The organism is Bacillus cereus (genome assembly GCF_002564555.1).
GTDB classification, from domain to species: domain Bacteria; phylum Bacillota; class Bacilli; order Bacillales; family Bacillaceae_G; genus Bacillus_A; species Bacillus_A cereus_K.
The window spans coordinates 26,592-44,945 of sequence record NZ_NUVD01000096.1 but is presented as its reverse complement, the minus strand read 5'-3'; the positions used below and the strand labels follow the sequence as shown (position 1 = coordinate 44,945).

Sequence of the window (18,354 nt, the reverse complement as noted above, 5' to 3'; positions counted from 1 at the left end):
TTTCTACTATTCCACCTACACGAACGTTAAGATCATTATTGAATGCATTTCCTCACTCAAAATTTAATGACTAACCGTACATACTGCAAGTTGATTCCCGGCACACTTACCTTGCGAGAAGATATCAAGAATAAAAAATTCAAAGTCCTTGCCTATCTTATTTTATTCACCAATATTTGTTTACATAATAAAATTATAAAACACCAAAATTCCTCTCCACCCTTTCTATCAGCCATTCACCAAACGTATCTAAAAATAATATAAGTTCATTTATATCATTTATCGGTTCAATTACATATTGTAATGCCTTTCTCATATTTTTTTCTTGTTTGGGAAAATGCTTACTAAATAACTCATATGCTGGATATAAGTCCCTGGAGTAGAGTCCTTCTCTATCAATTGTTAATGCAAGACCTGCCCTGATTATTATCTTCATAATCCAACGACAACAATCCGCTATATCATCCACGCCTTTATTATGAATTAACTCTTTACGTGCTTGTTCAATTTGTTTCCGCAATTGAATAAGGTGTTCATAGGCTAACTCCTGACTTACTTTATATTTAGGTAAAGACAATTTTACGTCTTCACCCAATATACATACACCATGTGTCTGTATCATGAAACTTATAAAAGAAAAACGATTGGAATTTATCACTTCACTTTCACTGTAAAAACTTAGCTCCACTCCTGATATACAATTAAACTGTTGTAAACTTTGAACTTCTAGTTTCTTTCGCCAGCTTAAGTCTATTAATTTAGGATCCTTTCGCACTAAAATAATCAAATCTATATCTGCAATCCCTTCAATTCCAATCCCTCTTGGAATTGAACCTCTTATATAAACGCTGTGCAAATCCTCCTGTAACATTTCACCACAAGTATTTTTTATTTTTTGTATTACCTCCATAAATGTAGGTTGAATTTTATCAATATGTGCATCATTTATAATATACCCTTCATCATCTGTAAGACAAAAACGTCCTATTTTTTTTATATTTGGCAAATAACCAGCTCATTTCCACATAAAATATTCTATTGTATTCACACTTACAATTATAATTCTAATAATTCGGAATTCAAAACTTAAAACTCTTCTTTTCCCTTCTATTCTTTTCTACATTTTAATTATTTCAAATGTAAAATCGTAATTCAAATCAACTCTAGTTTATTTTCTCTATCTATAATAACTTTATTGTTATATATTATAATTATCAATTTTAAAATTTTCGGAGGCATTACACATTGAAAAAATCACTTTTTACTAAATGGACGGTTATTATTTCCGTTTTTATCATTGCTGGTTCGATTTCCTATGTAACTCAAGATAAAAGAAACAGCGAAAAAGTAACCGTAGAAACAATTGATACTAAAACTTTCAAAACTAAATTACAACCAAAAATTGATGAATTAACTACAAATTATAATGACATCATCGAAAAAGATTGGTTGCCTGCCTGGGAAGAGATTAACACTTACGAAGATTCAGTTGAGAGAAATAAACTATTAGTTACAATGAATACTGTTTCCAAGCAATATGAAACAATTATGAAAGAAATAGACACGCTGAAAATTGAAGAAAACATAACAGATATACATATACAAGAACAACTAATCTACTTCACAACTGAGTTTAAAGCTGCATCTAATTTCATGAAAAATGCAGCGGATTTAATTATTGATAAATACAATAATTCTACTTCTGCAAATGAAACGATTGAAAATACAAAACATGCTTTAGGTCTTGCTGATCAACATATTGTCACTGCTTTATCTACTTTAAATGAAATTGAAGATAAATTAGGCCTTTCAAAAAAATAAAGCTGTTTACTATTTTAAAATAAAAAATAATTGCAATTCATATTTTGTCTGTTTATAATATTTTTATTGATTTACAATCAATGCGTTTAAGTTTTTAATTTTATAATTCGGATGAACCATTCAGGAGAAGGTCAATTGATCTACCGACGGGGCAAAAAGTTGCTGAACCAACTTTGAAACTCTCAGGTCTTGGTTACAAGTAGAACTGCATGGGGACGAACCTCTGGAGAGACTCCCTCTCGCTTTTATATAGCGCGGAGGAAAACGAGCACCGAAGGAGCAAATCCGCTAATTTAGTGGATAATCTCTCAGGTAAAAGGACAGAGACAAGCGAAAGAAAATGCCGATTTGTATCGGTTTATTTTTCTATCCCTTGTTTCTCCAGAGACCATTTCATTTATTTGAAGTGGTTTTTATTTTTTCTAAAAAAAGGAGAATACAGATGGAGACAGTAAGTACAGTGTTAGAACAAATTAATCATTATGTGTGGGGATTACCAACTTTGTTGCTACTCGTTGGAACTGGTATCATTCTCACAGTGCGTCTAAAAGGTTTACAGTTTAGTAAACTATTATACGCTCACAAATTAGCATTTAAAAAATCAGAAGATACATCCCCTTCTGGAGATATTAGTCATTTTCAAGCACTCATGACAGCTATGGCAGCAACGATTGGTATGGGAAATATAGCTGGTGTTGCAACAGCTGTGACAATCGGTGGCCCTGGTGCAATTTTTTGGATGTGGATTACCGCTTTGTTCGGTATGGCAACAAAGTATGCCGAGGCAATCCTTGCGGTGAAATACCGTGTTAGTAACGAAAATGGTGAATACTCAGGTGGACCGATGTATTATTTAGAGCATGGTTTAGGTAAGAAATGGCTGGCAGTATTATTCGCTATATTTGGTACAACTGCTTCTTTCGGTATCGGTAATATGGTGCAATCTAATTCAGTTGCAGAGGCAATGCGTATTAATTTCTCTTTCCCCCCTGCTTTAACTGGTATAGTAATGTCATTTTTAATCGCTATCGTTATTTTAGGCGGTGTAAAAAAAATCGGGAAAGTGACGGGATATATCGTTCCTATTAAAGCTTTCTTTTATATAATTTCTGGCCTTATTATTATTTTCTATCACTATGATCAAATTCCAGAGGCATTTTCACTTATTTTTTCTGGAGCATTTAATGGTACTGCAGCTGCTGGTGGTTTTATCGGAGCAACAGTTGTATCTGCAATTCAAATTGGGATGGCACGCGGTGTATTTGCAAATGAAGCTGGTTTAGGAAGTGCTCCTATTGCGGCCGCTGCAGCAAAAACTGATTCACCTGCAAAACAAGCTTTAGTTTCTATGACTGGTACTTTTCTTGATACATTTATCGTATGTACAATTACAGGACTTGTACTAATTACAACAGGTGCATGGAAATCAGGAAAAACAGGTGTTGAAGCTACAACGCTAGCATTCCAATCTGTATTCGGCACCGCTGGTAGTATGATTCTTGGTATTGCAATTATTTTGTTCGCCTACTCTACTATTTTAGGTTGGTCGTATTACGGCGAGAAATGTGTCGCTTATTTATTCGGAGAAGGTGCAGTACGATATTATAAAGCAATCTTTATTGTCATGATTGCTATTGGTGCAAATTTAAAATTAGGTATCGTATGGACATTTGCTGATATTGCAAACGGACTTATGGCAATTCCAAACTTAATTGGTCTTATTGGATTAAGTGGTATCGTTGTCGCTGAAACAAATCGCTTTTTACAAGCAGAGAAATTGAAAGAAAGCAATAAAAAACAGGCAAGTTAATGTCTATTTGAATTAACTCTACTTCCAATTTCACCGCAAATATTTATTTTATATAAAATAAACCCACATATTTTGAAGAAGAGATTATTCATAATGTGTGGGTTTTAATTTTGGATTTCTTATGTTTAAAAAAGATTGACTACTTTAATAAACGCCCTTGTATATTTAAATATACTCTTTCCTGATTAGCACATGCTATTCTTTTTCATTGCCTCTACCACTCTAAACACTTTCAAGAATATAAAGCTTCTTAAGAAACAAATGAAAGTCTACTATTATTTTACAAAACGAATGTTTTGCTTCTTAATTTCCGATTCTCTATCCACCTTTGCAATCCCTTTTCTTTCAACTTCATGTTTATTAATAGTTTTATATTTTACATACGTATGAAATTCTGTTTTAAACGGAAACGGTGCAATTCGAATTGTTTCTCCATCCACCCACTCTGCTTGAATTGCTGTATCCTCCTCATTATTAAACATTTCTGTTCCTTCAAAACCATCTTTAAATAAATCAATCTCATCTTTCTTTTTTACACCGGGTTTATTCATACATACATATAAAGAAAGTTCATCACAAAACTTTAATAACCTATAATGTTTATCGAACATAGCGTATTGTTCTTTTGTTAACGTTTGCAAAATTCTTTTTTGTCGTTCCAGCTCATGTCTATAAAAAGACATCATTTCTTCATCTTCCTCATTTAGTGGAAATGATAAAAAATGTTTACTACAAAGTAATGCACCGTATGGATTAAAATCTTCAATTTCATTCAGACCAATCGTATAAAAAACAAAGCGTAAGGAACTTGGACAATCCATAAATGTATACGGAATATTTTTCGCATCATTCAAAATTGGTACTTTATCGAGCTCTATCCATCCTCTATCATGCTCATATATTGCATCTATTGTCTCTCTTAAATATGTATTATCTTCAAAAAATGCTTCTTTTATATGTCTCGCAATCTCTCCAGCTAAAAAACCATGATCATGTTGACGAATTAATATACTCTCTTTCTCATTTTTTTCACGAAAAATCATCTGTATATGCCCCCTCATCTTCATACTACAGCTCTTTGTACGCATCAATTCTTCATAAATCCCTGATTATTTGCAGGGATTCAGTCACTTGCAACGAAATTAACATAACTATACAGCATTCTTTCTAATCATAGAGATAGCTTTATCTTTACTAACCATTATACTAAAACATTCATTCTAAAAAAAATTTTATGAGGTGAAAACATGAATAAAACAGAATTAATTAAAAACGTGGCACAAACAGCTGATATTTCTCAAAAGGATGCTTCTGCGGCTGTACAGTCTGTATTTGACACAATTGCTAATGCATTACAATCTGGCGATAAAGTTCAATTAATTGGCTTTGGAACTTTTGAAGTGCGTGAAAGATCTGCCCGTACAGGACGTAATCCACAAACTGGTGAGGAAATTCAGATTGCTGCTGGTAAAGTACCTGCATTTAAAGCAGGAAAAGAATTAAAAGAAGCTGTAAAATAAAACAAGAAACNNGTTTCTTGTTTTATTTTACATTTAAAAGCGCCACCGCGTCTAACTGTGTAATTTCAGTCACTTCCTTATTGAAAATTGCAATGGAAGCCATATAATCTAAACTAGGCCTTACATCTTCCATCATTGTATTTCCTATTAAATCTTGCTTATCCTTAAAAGCTAACAATTTTGGAGGATCATTTGGAGCAGATACTGTAATTTCTAATGGTGGAATCAACAATCCTTCACCTGTCGCTTTCAGCACGGCTTCTTTTCTAGTCCAATATGTTAAAAATCCTTCTAGTTTTTGTTCATCAGGAAGTTTCATAACTTGTGCTATTTCAATATCTGTTAATACACCCTCAGCCATTTTCATAATATCTACATTTTGATTCATTTGTTCAACATCAATACCCACAGGGGCAGACTTCGTAAATGCAACGACAACCCATTCACCCGAATGTGAAACGGATATTTGCGGCATACCTTCTGGTAATTGCGGTCTGCCATGTTGTAACTTACATACCGGGCACATTCGATTAATCGGTACTTGAACTGGCGATATAGAAAGTAACTTTCCAAGAACTAACCTACTAATTACGCAACCTATTATAAAACGTGCACGATCTGCCGAATGATAATACGAATTTGCTTTCTCTCGCTCTACATCATTTAGTAAATTAAAATGCCATGATTGTAAATCTGAAATTCTTGCCCACCAAATTTGACAACCCTTCTCATTAAGAGTCGGTACAGAATCTACACCTATACTCTCTATCATGTAAACTCTCTCCTTTTACATACTAATATCGCTTTATTTTAAAAGAGTATTCGTGTGCTGCAACACATTCATTTACAACTTCTTCCTCTTTTTGCAATACAGATAGCGGCTTTTTATTCTTATTTGACATTACCTCTTTATAAGAAATACGTAAAGAAAATAGTAATACTATAAGTAAAAATATTGCTGCTTGATATGGTAAATAATCGGACCGGGCATTATTTTACTCGCTTTTGTACCAGAAAATATATAGCCTAGGTAGAAAAAAACAATTTGAAAATAGTTCATGAAGAAAAAAGGAAAGTGGTTCAGTATCCACTTTCCTTTCCTAATTTTATTATGTATCGAAAAAAAGCACCCTATTGAATAGGGTGCTTTTTAGTTATAGTAGATTTGAATACTTACGCTACGCTGCTATATTCTTCCACTTGTTCTTTTGTTTGATTAGGTGCTTTAATTAAAATTGCGATTATAAATGACACGACACATAATACGCCGATCACCATGAATGTTGGTTTGAATCCACCTAGAAGTGCACCGATAAAGGAACCTGCAAGTGCTCCAAATCCAAATCCTTGATACACAATTCCGTAGTTCTTACTATGGTTTTTCATACCGAAGAAATCACCAACGATAGCTGGGAAAATAGTGATATTTCCACCAAAGCAAAACGCTACACTTGCTACACATAAGAAGTAGATACCATAATTTAAATCTACGAAACTTAGAACCAAGACTGCAGTCGCCATAACAACGAAAGTACCAGTAACGATTTTTAAACGACCGATTTTATCTGATAACGGTCCCAGAATAATACGACCTAATGTATTGAAGACTGCAACCATAGCCACCGCATTAGCTGCTGTTGCTGCGCTAAGCCCTACAAGTTGAACACCGATATCTTTTACCATACCAATTAAGTATAAGCCACTCATACATGATGTAAATAACATAATAAATAATAAGTATACTTGTTTTGTTCTTAGCATTTCTTTTGTTGTAAATTCCTTAGTTTTTGTTTCTTGAACTGCAACTTGATCAGTAGCTTGATGGATTAAACAAGCACCAATCACAATCATAGCTGTAACAATTACACCCCAGTAAATAAACGCTTGTGATACACCAACTGATTCAATCAAATGTGCATTAATGTATTTAAAGATTAAGCTACCCGAACCATATGCAGAGACAGAAATACCAGCGATTAAACCTTTACGCTCTGGAAACCACTTTATTAAATTGGATAGTGAAGTGATATATGCTGTACCATCCGCATAACCTACAACAAATCCTGCTAGTACATAAAGTAATACTAAAGAAGAAGCTTGTGAACTAAGTATTAATCCTAGTCCTAATGCTAGTCCAGCTATCATAATAAGTTTACGAAGTCCCCATTTTTCTTGCAATTTACTCGCAAACAAAGTTGAAAACGCTAATGAAAGACTAGTAATTGAGAAAGTTATAGCAACTGCGTTAAGACTCCAACCGTATTTACTAACTAAAGGTTGATTGAATAAGCTCCATGTATATATCGTTCCAAGCCCCATTTGTACGATGACTGTACCAAGGACAACAAGCCATGGATTAACTGATGATTTTTTCATATCATTCCGCCTCCTCTTTCTATTTCAATGCCATACGCTAAATTTTCTTTTTTTAAGTTCATGTTGACCACCTCATTTGATTTAACAACTTCATTGTATAGGATGTTCCCGCCACTGTAAGCACTTACAAGACAGAGCGTCAAATTTATGGAATCAGTTACAGAAAACGAAAGGTGAAATACAAAAAACTGCTCGTTAAATACGTAGCAGCTATTTGTATTGCTTTGTATAAGTAAGACTTACAGGTGTTTTTGAAGCCTTTTTCATAAAGTGAAACTTTAATCAGTTGGGGATGAATCCCAACTGATTATTAGCTTTCACCAATCGTGCGTTTACGTGTAGCCCAATTTTGAGGTGGGAGTTTTACTGCCCGCAAATAGCGTGATAAATGTTATATGTATAGTTACATCATGGGTGGACTATACAATTTTGATATAGTGACACTCTATACTTTTTATTAAGTAAAACATATTTTATTGATAAATAAAACTAAATATTCACTAATATCTTCATCCATGGTTTAATATACATAATAAACAAATATTTCTTTCTAAAATGAGGAGGTACTATGAAAGCAAACGTAGGGGATACTATACTTTTTCAACGAAATAATTTAAAGATTACAGGATCTGTACTAAAACTATATACTGAATCAGTCTTAGTTGAAATCACAGATGTAAGCGGTGGTACTTTTGAATTTGATCGAACAATTGTAAATCATAAAAACTATAAAATTTTAAATACAAATACATAAAACAACACAAAATAGCCCCTGCTCAACAGCAGAGGCTATTTTATATGAAAATACTGCATTAGTTTATATATCCTAAAACACTAACAATCTTACTCGCTTTTAAATTATTAATGTAATAATAAATTTCTAAACCCCTTCTCTCCGCTCGTAACACTTTACCTTTCATTTTTGATAAATGTTGCGAAACAGTCGATTGTGGGATATTCAGCAATTCTGTTAATTGTGTTACATTACAAGTTTTTCTTGTGCTTAATTCATTTACAATTTGCAATCGGATTGGATGCGCCATAATTTTTAAAATATCTACATCTTCTTCTGAAACTACACTTTTTTTCATTTCACTCGTATATGTTGTCATAAGACTTTCCCCTTTTATATGAATTCCTTTTTTATTAAGATCCATTTCCAAAATATTCAAAACTTCCAGATAAAACCTTTATATAGAAATAATAGGATTTTGAATTTTCAAAAACAGAACTTACAATTATCCACTTTATTTATTTGGTACATATACATAATACAATGTTAATATGTGCTGTATGTGAAGTTAGCATATATTTATGATGAAGATTTTTCAAACAATTCCCATTCAACTACATACTCTTATATAACGCTATCCAGTGATTTTAACATATTTTAGGCGTTTGTATATACTAATTACAAAACAATTTGGCAAAGGAGGATTTCATATGCCTACTGCGTTACAAGAACAAGTTGAAGAAGCACGTGAGACATATGTCAGTCGTATCATTTTAGTTGGTGGATCAACTCTTTTTTTAGCTGGTGGTGTTATATCCGCAATCGCAGCTTTTAAAGCTTTTAATCGTTTGGCAAATACACCACCTTCTTCAGATAATTCATAGATATTTAGTAAAATAAAACGTCGTCTCCAATGAAGAGACGACGTTTTATTTGCCATACATACTACACAAAGTTCCTACTTTACTTCCCAAACTTACTTCACCACAAACCTCGTCTGACTACATCCATCCTTCTGCTTCGTTACTTCTAATACAGCCGGCATTGCGTTTTTCAACTCTTGAACGTGTGAAATAACTCCAATAAATCGACCTGATTTTTGTAAGTCAATTAAAGCATCAACTGCTTTCGTTAATGACTCCTCATCTAATGAACCGAATCCTTCATCGATAAACATCGTTTCGATGGAAATACCACCTTCATACGCTTGAATTACGTCTGCCATTCCGAGCGCTAAGCAAAGTGATGCGTTAAATTTCTCACCGCCAGATAATGTTTTTACATCACGTGTTTGGCCAGTGTATGCGTCGTATACATCTAGGCCTAATCCACTTTGACGGTTTCTCTTTTCAACTCGTTCACTTCGTTTTAAATAAAATTGTCCATTTGATAATTTACGTAGTCGTTCGTTTGCAATTTGAACAATTTGTTCTAAATACTCAATTAAGATGTAACGCTCGAATGATATGCGACTTTCGTTATCGCCTTTCATTACTTCATATAAATCAACAAGTTCTTGGAAAGCTTTTTCTTCCTCATGAATTTGTTCATCAATACGTCTAATATTTTCATGTAAATCAGAAATATATGTTACAGCGTTTTGTGCACGTTGACGTTTCTCTTTAATTATATCGAGATTAATTTCTAATTCTTTTATGTGTTCACCTAACGATGTAATATCCATGTACTCTTTATCTTTTAATTCAGCATGTAACTCTTCGATTTGTTTTGCAAGCAATTCAAGAGATGAATAATAACTTTGAATTTCTTTTTGTAACATTTCCATCTCAGTATCATTTAACTTAGCTTCTTTATACGTTAGCTGATCTGTAAATCCGCTCTGCTCTAGTTCTTTCATAAAGCGCGCGAAAGTCTCTTCTTTCTTCAATTTTGCACTTTCAAATTGATTAGAAGCACCCTTATGTTCTGCTTCAATACGTATATTTTCATTTTGCCAATGTTGATACGCTTCTTGCGCTTTCTTCCATTCGTCTTCCATCAACCAGAGTTCATGCATAGCTTGATCAAACTGTACTTTCCAAGCTTGTACTGTTTGTAAGCCTTCTGGAATATTGTTCTTATCATGTTCATATGACGTACGAAGCTGCATGCACTCCATTTCTGTACGGTGTTGTATTGTTTCCATTTCACGCTTTTGTTTCTGAAATTCTTCTACTTTTTCTTCTACGCTTTTTATATTCACAGCAGTCTGCTTACGTTTTTCTTCACTTGCTTTTAACGCATTAACTTCTGCTACTAATTGTTTTCCCTTTTGGACAAGTACACTGTACGTTTCGTCTAATTGTTCTGAGCGGTATCCCCGCTTCATGACTTCTTCTATCACTTGTTCATATTGTAGTCGATAGAAATTCCATTTCTCCTCTAATTGAACATGTAATTTTTCAGCAACGTTTTTCTTGTCTCTTAAATCGTTTAACTCTTTTTCATCGATCGCATCACTTTGCTCTGTAGCTTTTTTCGGATGGTTCGTACTACCACATACTGGGCAAGATTCGCCATCATGTAAATGAAGAGCTAATATACCTGCTTGTTCATTTAACCAGCGGCGTTCCATATTTTCATATGCACGAACTGCCATTTGCATTTTATTAAATGCTACTTCTTTTTCTTGCTCAAATTTTTGCTTTTCTTGCCAAACATCATATGCTTGCTTTAAAACTTTTGCATCTTCTCGCATATTCGTTAGTTCTTCTACTTTAGCTACATATTGCTCAAGTGCTTGTTCTAATTGCTGTAATTCACCAGACATTCTTTGTTTTTGATTTGTATGCTCTTCTAGTTGTTGATCGAGCTTTTGCATACTTTCTTTTAATTTCCCTATTTGAATTTCAGCATTTTGTAAATTTAACTTTTTCTCAGCTAATGATGAAATAATTGGTTGTAACTCTTCTAATCTTTGAACAAGTTTTTTAGCATCTTCTCGTTCAAATTCTTTATTCTTTATCGATTCATATTTCTGCTGAGCAATTTCAAAACTATTCATTATATGTTCTTTTTTGGCGATTATCTGATTTAACAAACTTTCAGCCTTCTGCTCATTTAGCATCGCTTCCTCATACCACTGTTCAAATGGTAATAAACGCTTCGCTTGTTCCGCACGTTTAAAGGATTTTTCTTTCATTTCAATGACTGTACGGTTTTCTTGCAAAATGTTATGCTTCTCGTTCTTTTGTTGTAAATCTATAAATTTCTCATTTACAGACTTTGCTGCATGAAAACGTGTTTCAGCATCCTTTAATTGTTTTGTTTGAACATCTTGCTCTACTTGTAATTGCTCAACCTCTGCCTTATATGCATCTGTTTCTTGTTCTAATGCTTCTACTACTTGATGCGTATTTACATGTTCTTGTTCCACTAATGTCTCTAATAATGCTCCATCTCGAATTGGTAGTTTAAATACATTGCGGAAATGTAACTCTCGCTCTTTTTGTTTTTCTTGCAGAACGTCTTTCCATTGTTTACGTTTTTGATCAAGTAACTCACGCATTAACTTATAGCGATCCGTTTTAAAAATCCGACGTAAAATTTCTTCTTTATTTTCAGTCTCAGATGTTAACAGTTTTCGGAATTCTCCTTGTGGCAACATGACAATTTGGCTAAATTGATGTTTGCTTAACCCAATTAAATCTTCCACTTTTTTATTTACATCCGTAACGTGAAAACGATCAACAGCTGGAACCTTTTCTCCATCAATTACTTCATATAACTCTACTGCATGTCCTGTAATCGTCTTATTGCCTTGTTTTTTATGACCAAGTTGTCGTTTTATTTCATAGCGTTTCCCTTTTAACTGAAAAGTTAGTTCTACACTTGTATAAACATCATCATCAGCAAATTGACTTCGAAGCATGCTCGTATCACTACGTTCTTCTCCACTAGCCTCCCCATATAATACATAACAAATCGCATCAAAAATCGTTGTCTTTCCAGCTCCCGTATTCCCAGAAATGGCGAAAATACGATGCTCTCCAAGATCATCAAAATCGATTACTTCTTTCTGTTTATATGGCCCAAATGCCGTCATAATTAGCTGAATCGGTCTCATCCTCGTTCACCTTCCCGTTCTTGCACTGTTTGTAATACTTCTATAAATAGACGTTCTTTCTCTTCTGATAAATCTAAGCCTTTCATTTCTTTATAAAAAGCTTTTAAAAGAGATAAATCATCCGTTTTATGTCTTGAAACAGTTACTTCATTTTCACCCGTGAACTCTCGTCTTTGAATAGATCTTTCAACATGCATGGCATTTGGATATACAGAACGTATTTTCTCCATTGGCTGCAAGACAGGATTTTCATCTAGTAATTTTACAAATACGTAATCTTCACTTACTGGATGTTGTAATAATTCATCTATTTTCGCTTCTACTGTTCGCATTTTACGACGTGGTGAAAGTAACCTTTTTTCAATTGTTACTTCACCCTTTTCGTCTAGTTCCACAATATAATACCCTTTTTTATGTTTTTCTTCAGAAATAGAATAGGCAAGTGGCGAACCTGAATATCGAATGGTCTCATTACGTACGAAATGCGCTTGATGTAAATGTCCAAGCGCTGTGTAATGAAACTTATCAAAATAATGACTATTTACATATTCAGCACCACCAATTGAAAGCGGTCGCTCTGCATCACTTGTATTCTCCTCCGCCTCTCCTGAAGACGTTACAAATGCATGTCCAACAAATACATGTCTAGCTTCTTTATCCAGCGTTTCAGAAAGTTCATTCATAAAAATACGCATCGCATCATCATGAGAACGAACATCTTCATTTTTCAATACATGTCTAACTATACTTGGATCTGCATATGGTACTAAATGAAAGTGAACCTCTCCAAACTCATCATTTAATACAACAGGTTCATATGGAAATTGAAATTGTCCTACAATATGTAACCCCTGTTTTTTCATTAAATTGCTTCCAAAATGGATACGATCTGGACTATCATGGTTACCAGCTACTGCGATAACTGGTGTTTGTAAATCAATAACCATTTTTTGTAAGACATCATTTAATAAGTCTACTGCTTCTGTCGGTGGTATTGCTCGGTCATATAAATCTCCTGCAATAATTACGGCATCTGGCTTTTCTTCTTCAACAGCTTGTACAAACTGATTTAATACAATCTTTTGGTCTTCAGTCATATACACGCCATGAACAAGCTTGCCTAAATGCCAATCCGCTGTATGAAATAACTTCATATTTTTCTTCTCCTTTTAATTAACTGATTGTAGTGATACAAGTTGATAGTTTACTGTAGTTTTTCCGTTCTCCCACTCTAATTTTTGAACTACTGCACTACCAATTCTTTCTTGATTCGTTTTATATAAAGGTAATATTTCTTGAACTGCGAATAAATGGTAACCATCTAAGTTTAATTGAAATAGATTTTCTTCCATATTTAATCTTACTTCTTTTTCATTTGAAATAATTTTCGTGTGCATCTCAAATTTCATGTTAGATACAACCCCTTTTTCTAATCTCTACATTATTTATAGTATAGTGGCTATGCAAGATTGACAAGTAAATACAAGGTAAAGTAGCTACTTTTCTATTGTCATTTGTTTTATGTTTTTAAATAAAATACGGTATGTGAAATTTTAATGTTGCGCAAAAATAAAAATGTCTATATAGACACTTTTATTTTTGTATATAATCTTTCATTACATAATATAAAATCGTTATTAAAACGATTGCTACGAAAAATGAAAAGACCACCACAATATATCCATCTTTATTTAATAGGAAACATAAGGAAATAGATACTATAAAAATCGGAAATACAAGTCGAACTTTATCCTTCACTTCTTCTGTCGTATCTGTATGATGAAAATACTGAGTAATCCCTATCATTAATGATGACAAAATAATAACCGACAATAGTAAAGGTCCTGGCATTCCGATTTCTCCTTTCTCTATTTCTAACTACATGTAAACATTCAGTATAATGTAAGCCATTCAATTTTGAAGTTATTTTGTACATTTTACACATATATAATAGCGCTTTTATCATCATAACTTCAACTAATTACACTTACATTAATAGTGTATTATTCATCTTCAACCCTCAAAATCCTGCAAAGATAACTCGTCAAAATACGCATTGGAGAAAATGATACTTTACTCCATGTGTACGAACAAAACTCCCACTAATTAGCCCGCACCTATCGAGCTTTTACCGACCATTATCTCCCACCTAGCTTTCTCGTATTCGCTGAATTTTGAGATGGGAGTCTTACTGTCTACAAATAGCGGGATACATTAACACTTACCGCCAACTTTAGACAAAATTTATAAAGGACATTTCAATACATATCAAGAATTAAGAATAAGAAGATATATAAAGGAGGATGAATCATGACTGAAAACGTTTTATTTTCTGTTAATGAAAACGGCGTTGCTTCAATTACTTTGAACCGCCCAAAAGCACTTAACTCTCTATCCTATGATATGTTACAACCAATTGGACAAAAACTTAAAGAGTGGGAGCACGATGAGCGTATTGCGGTTATCGTATTAAAAGGAGCTGGCACAAAAGGATTTTGCGCAGGCGGTGACATTAAGACTCTTTACGAAGCTCGTTCAAACGAAGTTGCACTGCAGCATGCTGAGCAATTTTTTGAAGAAGAGTATGAAATTGATACTTACATTTATCAATATAAAAAACCGATTATCGCTTGTTTAGATGGTATCGTAATGGGCGGTGGTGTCGGACTTACAAATGGTGCTACATACAGAATTGTGACAGAAAAAACAAAATGGGCAATGCCTGAGATGAACATCGGCTTCTTCCCAGACGTCGGCGCTGCATATTTCTTAAATAAAGCACCTGGATATACAGGGCGTTATGTTACTTTAACTGCCTCTATATTAAAAGCTTCAGACGTATTATTTATAAATGCTGCTGACTACTTTATGCCATCAGATACATTACCAAATTTCCTTACTGAACTTGAAAGTGTAAATTGGCATAAAGAAGATGATGTACATACTAATTTAAAAGAAGTCATTCGTACATTTGCAACTGCTCCAACCCTAGAAAGCGAGCTGGCTCCTTCATTAGAAGTAATCAATTCACATTTTGCATTCGATACAATTGAAGAAATCATCCATTCATTGGAGAAAGATCAAAGTTCCTTTGCTTTCAAAACGAAAGAAACGCTATTATCAAAATCCCCTGTTTCACTAAAAGTAACATTAAAACAGTTTATTGATGGACAAGATAAGTCCGTTGAAGAATGTTTCGCTACGGACCTTATACTAGCTAAAAATTTCATGAGACATGAAGATTTCTTCGAAGGAGTACGCTCCGTTGTCGTTGATAAAGATCAAAATCCAAATTATAAATATAAACAGTTAAGTGATGTTTCAGAAGAAGACGTAAATCGTTTCTTTAACTTACTTAACGCATAACAAAAGGCTATATAAGTAGTATGTGAAATACTACTTATATAGCCTTCTTTATTTAATATCTTTAAATAAAATTTAATTTAATTTAACCAAAATGTGTGCTACACTAACTTTAATCGAATTTTCTAAAAATAAAAAGGAGGACAATTTATGATAGAAAATTATCTTCTTTTCATCATTATGTCAATTTGTCTTATCATTTTACCTGGTCCAGATACAGCAATGGCTACGAAAAATACATTGGTTGCTGGTAAGGTCGGTGGAGTAAAAACAGTGCTCGGTACATGTGTTGCACTTTTGATTCATACTTTAGCAGCGGTAATTGGTCTTTCTGCACTTATTGTAAAGTCAGCTCTTTTATTTTCTATTTTCAAGTATGTTGGAGCTCTATATTTAATTTATATTGGTATTAAAGCTCTTTTAGCCGTAAGAAACAAAGAAGGCGTAAATACAAATGATGTAGCAATAAGTAATGATAATAAGCATACTTCTTGCTTTCGTCAAGGGTTTCTTACTAATCTATTAAACCCAAAAATTGCGGTCTTCTTTCTAACTTTTTTACCGCAATTTTTAAATCCAAATCATAATACATTCATTCAACTTCTCGTAATGGGCCTTACTTATCTCATTTTAACAGTTATTTGGTTCGCTTTTTATATATTTTTAATTGATAAAATTAGTGCTTTTATGAAGAAACCGAAGACACAACGTTATATTCAAGGACTAACAGGGATTGTCTTAATTGGATTCGGTATCAAATTAGCATTTGAAAAAAATAATTAATACTCAATAAAAAAGCCACTCTTTTTTGAAGTGACCCCCGAAAGTTAGACAGGTCGTTTTCTTTTGAAGAAAATTTAGCCATAAAAAATGCACCTCCAATTGTTAGACAGTGTCTAACAATTGGGGTGCACTTCATCATATATGGCTCTTTTTTTATTACATTAAGTTGGAATCTTGTGTCTTTAAGTTCATTTATTCAGCTGAATTCATCAGGCTTTAACGTGCGGTTGATCTCCCACCTAACTTCTTTGCTTTGGTTCAATTTTAAGCTGGGAGTCTCACTGCCCACAAATAGTGGGATAAACTATTATGTAGAAAGGGTGTAATATAAGCTATGTTGACTACACTTCCGATCATTATGACTACCAATGGCCAGAAACTAAAATGTTCAATTACTAGTATTAGAGAACGATGTGATTTTCACTTTATCTCCTTCGGCATGGAATTTCACGACCTTGTTGTTAAGTGATAATAAAGTTATTTAATTTTCTTATAAAAATATATGATCCTTACTACATTTTATTTAAATAGACTAAACTAATAAGAGGATATTATGTTCAATATATGAGCATATATCCTCTTTTCTTATACATATTAGATTAGTTATACAGATATTAAAAATATAGTTTAATATGTATATAATATCCAGAAAAGTATGTGCACTTTAGGTGGAGGACGTAGCCCATAGCGGGAGGCGTAGTGAGGTCTTTAGACCGAGCGTTAATATGATTTTAAGGGGTGAGTGCTATGAAAGTACAAGAGGTTCTTATAGAGAATAACAACAAGAGATACATATTATTGGATCAAGAGGGATTCCTTGTAATGCCAGTTATGAAATATATAAAGTATTTAGATAGGACAGGAAAAAGCCCTAATACTCAAAAAACATATTGTTATTCCTTAAAACATTTTTTTACCTACTTAAAAGATACAAACAAAGATTATAAGTATATTAGGTTAGAAGATTTAGTAGAGTTTGTGGGGTGGTTAAGAAGTCCTTATGAGAGTTCAAAAGTCACTCCCCTTCAACAAGAGAAAGCAAAGCGAACGGAAAAAACAATTAACCTTACAATTACAGTTATAGCAAACTTCTATGACTACTTATTTCGAAACGAAGAAGTAAAAAATGACATGATGGAAAAGTTGATGAAACAAGTGTTTACAAGGGGAAACTCACGTTACAAAAGTTTCTTACACCATGTAAATCAGGACAAGCCATCAATCAGAAACATATTAAAATTAAAAGAACCACGCAAAAGAGTAGATACACTCACAAAAGAACAAGTACAACAAGTATTACAAGCAACAACAAATATACGAGACACTTTCTTGATTCAACTGTTATTTGAAACAGGATTGCGTATTGGAGAAGCTCTCGCTCTTTTTATGGAGGATTTTGTTTTTGATCATGCAAAGGGACATCGAATTCGTTTGATAGATCGTGGGGAATTAGAAAACGGCGCTATGTTAAAGACAGGTGAACGAGAAATTTATGTATCGCAGTCCTTAATGGATTTATATGATGATTACTTGTATGAAGTGCTTGATGAATTAGAATTGGATTCAAACTTTGTTTTTGTAAAACTGCGAGGAAAAGATGTAGGAAAACCAATGGAATATTGGAACGTAGAATCCCTATTTAAGCGTTTAAAAAAGAAAACAGGGATAAACCTACACCCTCACCTATTTCGCCATACACACGCTACAATTTACTATCAGAAAACAAAGGATATAAAACAAGTGCAAGAACGATTAGGACACTCTCAAATTCAAACAACAATGAACCTGTACCTACATCCTTCGGATGAAGATATACGAGAAGATTGGAATAAAGCACAATCCGAATTCAACCTAAAGGAAAATAACTGAAAGGAGTTACTGG

Annotated in this window: 17 protein-coding genes, 2 pseudogenes and 1 riboswitch; of the genes and pseudogenes, 9 read left to right on the top strand and 10 right to left on the bottom strand. The window is 33.4% G+C overall.

Features of this window, described 5'->3' with window-relative positions:
* Nucleotides 1-193: 193 nt before the first annotated feature.
* Nucleotides 194-1,006: a hypothetical protein gene (locus COI75_RS22105; protein ID WP_001132911.1), complete on the bottom strand. Its 813-nt coding sequence runs from the start codon at nt 1,004-1,006 to the stop codon at nt 194-196.
* Nucleotides 1,007-1,245: 239 nt separating this feature from the next.
* Here COI75_RS22105 and COI75_RS22100 point away from each other — a divergent pair, with 239 nt between their 5' ends.
* Nucleotides 1,246-1,821: a hypothetical protein gene (locus COI75_RS22100; RefSeq protein WP_000749042.1), complete on the top strand. Its 576-nt coding sequence runs from the start codon at nt 1,246-1,248 to the stop codon at nt 1,819-1,821.
* A 213-nt stretch (nt 1,822-2,034) separates the two neighbouring features.
* Nucleotides 2,035-2,155: riboswitch (glycine riboswitch) on the top strand.
* 108 nt (nt 2,156-2,263) lie between these two features.
* Entirely contained in the window at nt 2,264-3,631 is a 1,368-nt protein-coding gene (locus COI75_RS22095) for an alanine/glycine:cation symporter family protein (protein WP_000451052.1), read from the top strand.
* A gap of 275 nt (nt 3,632-3,906) precedes the next feature.
* Here the strand turns inward: COI75_RS22095 and COI75_RS22090 are convergent, their stop codons facing one another.
* Nucleotides 3,907-4,674: a DUF3891 family protein gene (locus COI75_RS22090; RefSeq protein ID WP_000577302.1), complete on the bottom strand. Its 768-nt coding sequence runs from the start codon at nt 4,672-4,674 to the stop codon at nt 3,907-3,909.
* Nucleotides 4,675-4,878: 204 nt separating this feature from the next.
* On the opposite strand from COI75_RS22090, the gene COI75_RS22085 reads away from it, so the two are divergent.
* Nucleotides 4,879-5,151 (top strand): HU family DNA-binding protein, encoded by a 273-nt coding sequence (locus COI75_RS22085; protein ID WP_001043908.1) that lies wholly within the window; start codon nt 4,879-4,881, stop codon nt 5,149-5,151.
* 22 nt (nt 5,152-5,173) lie between these two features.
* Here the strand turns inward: COI75_RS22085 and sfp are convergent, their stop codons facing one another.
* The 3 genes and pseudogenes from sfp to COI75_RS22070 all read right to left on the bottom strand — a co-directional run bounded on the left by sfp (nt 5,174) and on the right by COI75_RS22070 (nt 7,527).
* On the bottom strand, nt 5,174-5,923 hold the full coding sequence (gene sfp / locus COI75_RS22080) for a 4'-phosphopantetheinyl transferase Sfp (protein ID WP_000572959.1): 750 nt from the start codon (nt 5,921-5,923) through the stop codon (nt 5,174-5,176).
* 22 nt (nt 5,924-5,945) lie between these two features.
* Nucleotides 5,946-6,146 (bottom strand): annotated as a pseudogene (locus tag COI75_RS22075) (hypothetical protein); the annotation flags it as partial.
* A gap of 178 nt (nt 6,147-6,324) precedes the next feature.
* Nucleotides 6,325-7,527 carry an L-lactate MFS transporter gene (locus COI75_RS22070; RefSeq protein WP_000749818.1) on the bottom strand — a complete coding sequence of 401 codons (1,203 nt, stop codon included), beginning with the start codon at nt 7,525-7,527 and terminating at the stop codon, nt 6,325-6,327.
* A 568-nt stretch (nt 7,528-8,095) separates the two neighbouring features.
* Between COI75_RS22070 and COI75_RS22060 the strand changes: the two genes are divergently transcribed.
* Nucleotides 8,096-8,281, top strand: a complete 186-nt coding sequence (locus tag COI75_RS22060; RefSeq protein ID WP_000646788.1) for a YkvS family protein — start codon at nt 8,096-8,098, stop codon at nt 8,279-8,281.
* Between the two features lie 58 nt (nt 8,282-8,339).
* Here the strand turns inward: COI75_RS22060 and COI75_RS22055 are convergent, their stop codons facing one another.
* A complete protein-coding gene (locus tag COI75_RS22055; RefSeq protein WP_000214793.1) occupies nt 8,340-8,639 on the bottom strand; it encodes an ArsR/SmtB family transcription factor in 300 nt (99 codons plus the stop codon).
* A 331-nt stretch (nt 8,640-8,970) separates the two neighbouring features.
* On the opposite strand from COI75_RS22055, the gene COI75_RS27010 reads away from it, so the two are divergent.
* On the top strand, nt 8,971-9,144 hold the full coding sequence (locus tag COI75_RS27010) for a hypothetical protein (RefSeq protein ID WP_001141669.1): 174 nt from the start codon (nt 8,971-8,973) through the stop codon (nt 9,142-9,144).
* A gap of 92 nt (nt 9,145-9,236) precedes the next feature.
* Here the strand turns inward: COI75_RS27010 and COI75_RS22045 are convergent, their stop codons facing one another.
* The 4 genes from COI75_RS22045 to COI75_RS22030 form a co-directional block, all read right to left on the bottom strand.
* Nucleotides 9,237-12,326, bottom strand: a complete 3,090-nt coding sequence (locus COI75_RS22045) for an AAA family ATPase (protein WP_001247422.1) — start codon at nt 12,324-12,326, stop codon at nt 9,237-9,239.
* Nucleotides 12,323-13,480, bottom strand: a complete 1,158-nt coding sequence (locus tag COI75_RS22040) for an exonuclease SbcCD subunit D (RefSeq protein ID WP_000765162.1) — start codon at nt 13,478-13,480, stop codon at nt 12,323-12,325. Before COI75_RS22040 ends, COI75_RS22045 begins: the two co-directional genes overlap by 4 nt.
* 15 nt (nt 13,481-13,495) lie before the next feature.
* Entirely contained in the window at nt 13,496-13,735 is a 240-nt protein-coding gene (locus COI75_RS22035) for a DUF2584 family protein (protein WP_000667353.1), read from the bottom strand.
* A gap of 184 nt (nt 13,736-13,919) precedes the next feature.
* On the bottom strand, nt 13,920-14,177 hold the full coding sequence (locus tag COI75_RS22030; protein WP_001119410.1) for a hypothetical protein: 258 nt from the start codon (nt 14,175-14,177) through the stop codon (nt 13,920-13,922).
* 459 nt (nt 14,178-14,636) lie between these two features.
* Between COI75_RS22030 and COI75_RS22025 the strand changes: the two genes are divergently transcribed.
* From COI75_RS22025 to COI75_RS22015, 4 genes and pseudogenes are all read left to right on the top strand, one after another.
* On the top strand, nt 14,637-15,692 hold the full coding sequence (locus tag COI75_RS22025) for an enoyl-CoA hydratase/isomerase family protein (protein ID WP_098448640.1): 1,056 nt from the start codon (nt 14,637-14,639) through the stop codon (nt 15,690-15,692).
* A gap of 147 nt (nt 15,693-15,839) precedes the next feature.
* Nucleotides 15,840-16,472 carry a LysE family translocator gene (locus COI75_RS22020; RefSeq protein ID WP_000572363.1) on the top strand — a complete coding sequence of 211 codons (633 nt, stop codon included), beginning with the start codon at nt 15,840-15,842 and terminating at the stop codon, nt 16,470-16,472.
* 334 nt (nt 16,473-16,806) lie between these two features.
* Nucleotides 16,807-16,932: pseudogene (locus COI75_RS27715) on the top strand (GNAT family N-acetyltransferase); the annotation flags it as partial.
* A gap of 287 nt (nt 16,933-17,219) precedes the next feature.
* Nucleotides 17,220-18,341 carry a tyrosine-type recombinase/integrase gene (locus COI75_RS22015; protein ID WP_000867925.1) on the top strand — a complete coding sequence of 374 codons (1,122 nt, stop codon included), beginning with the start codon at nt 17,220-17,222 and terminating at the stop codon, nt 18,339-18,341.
* The last annotated feature ends 13 nt before the right edge of the window (nt 18,342-18,354 follow it).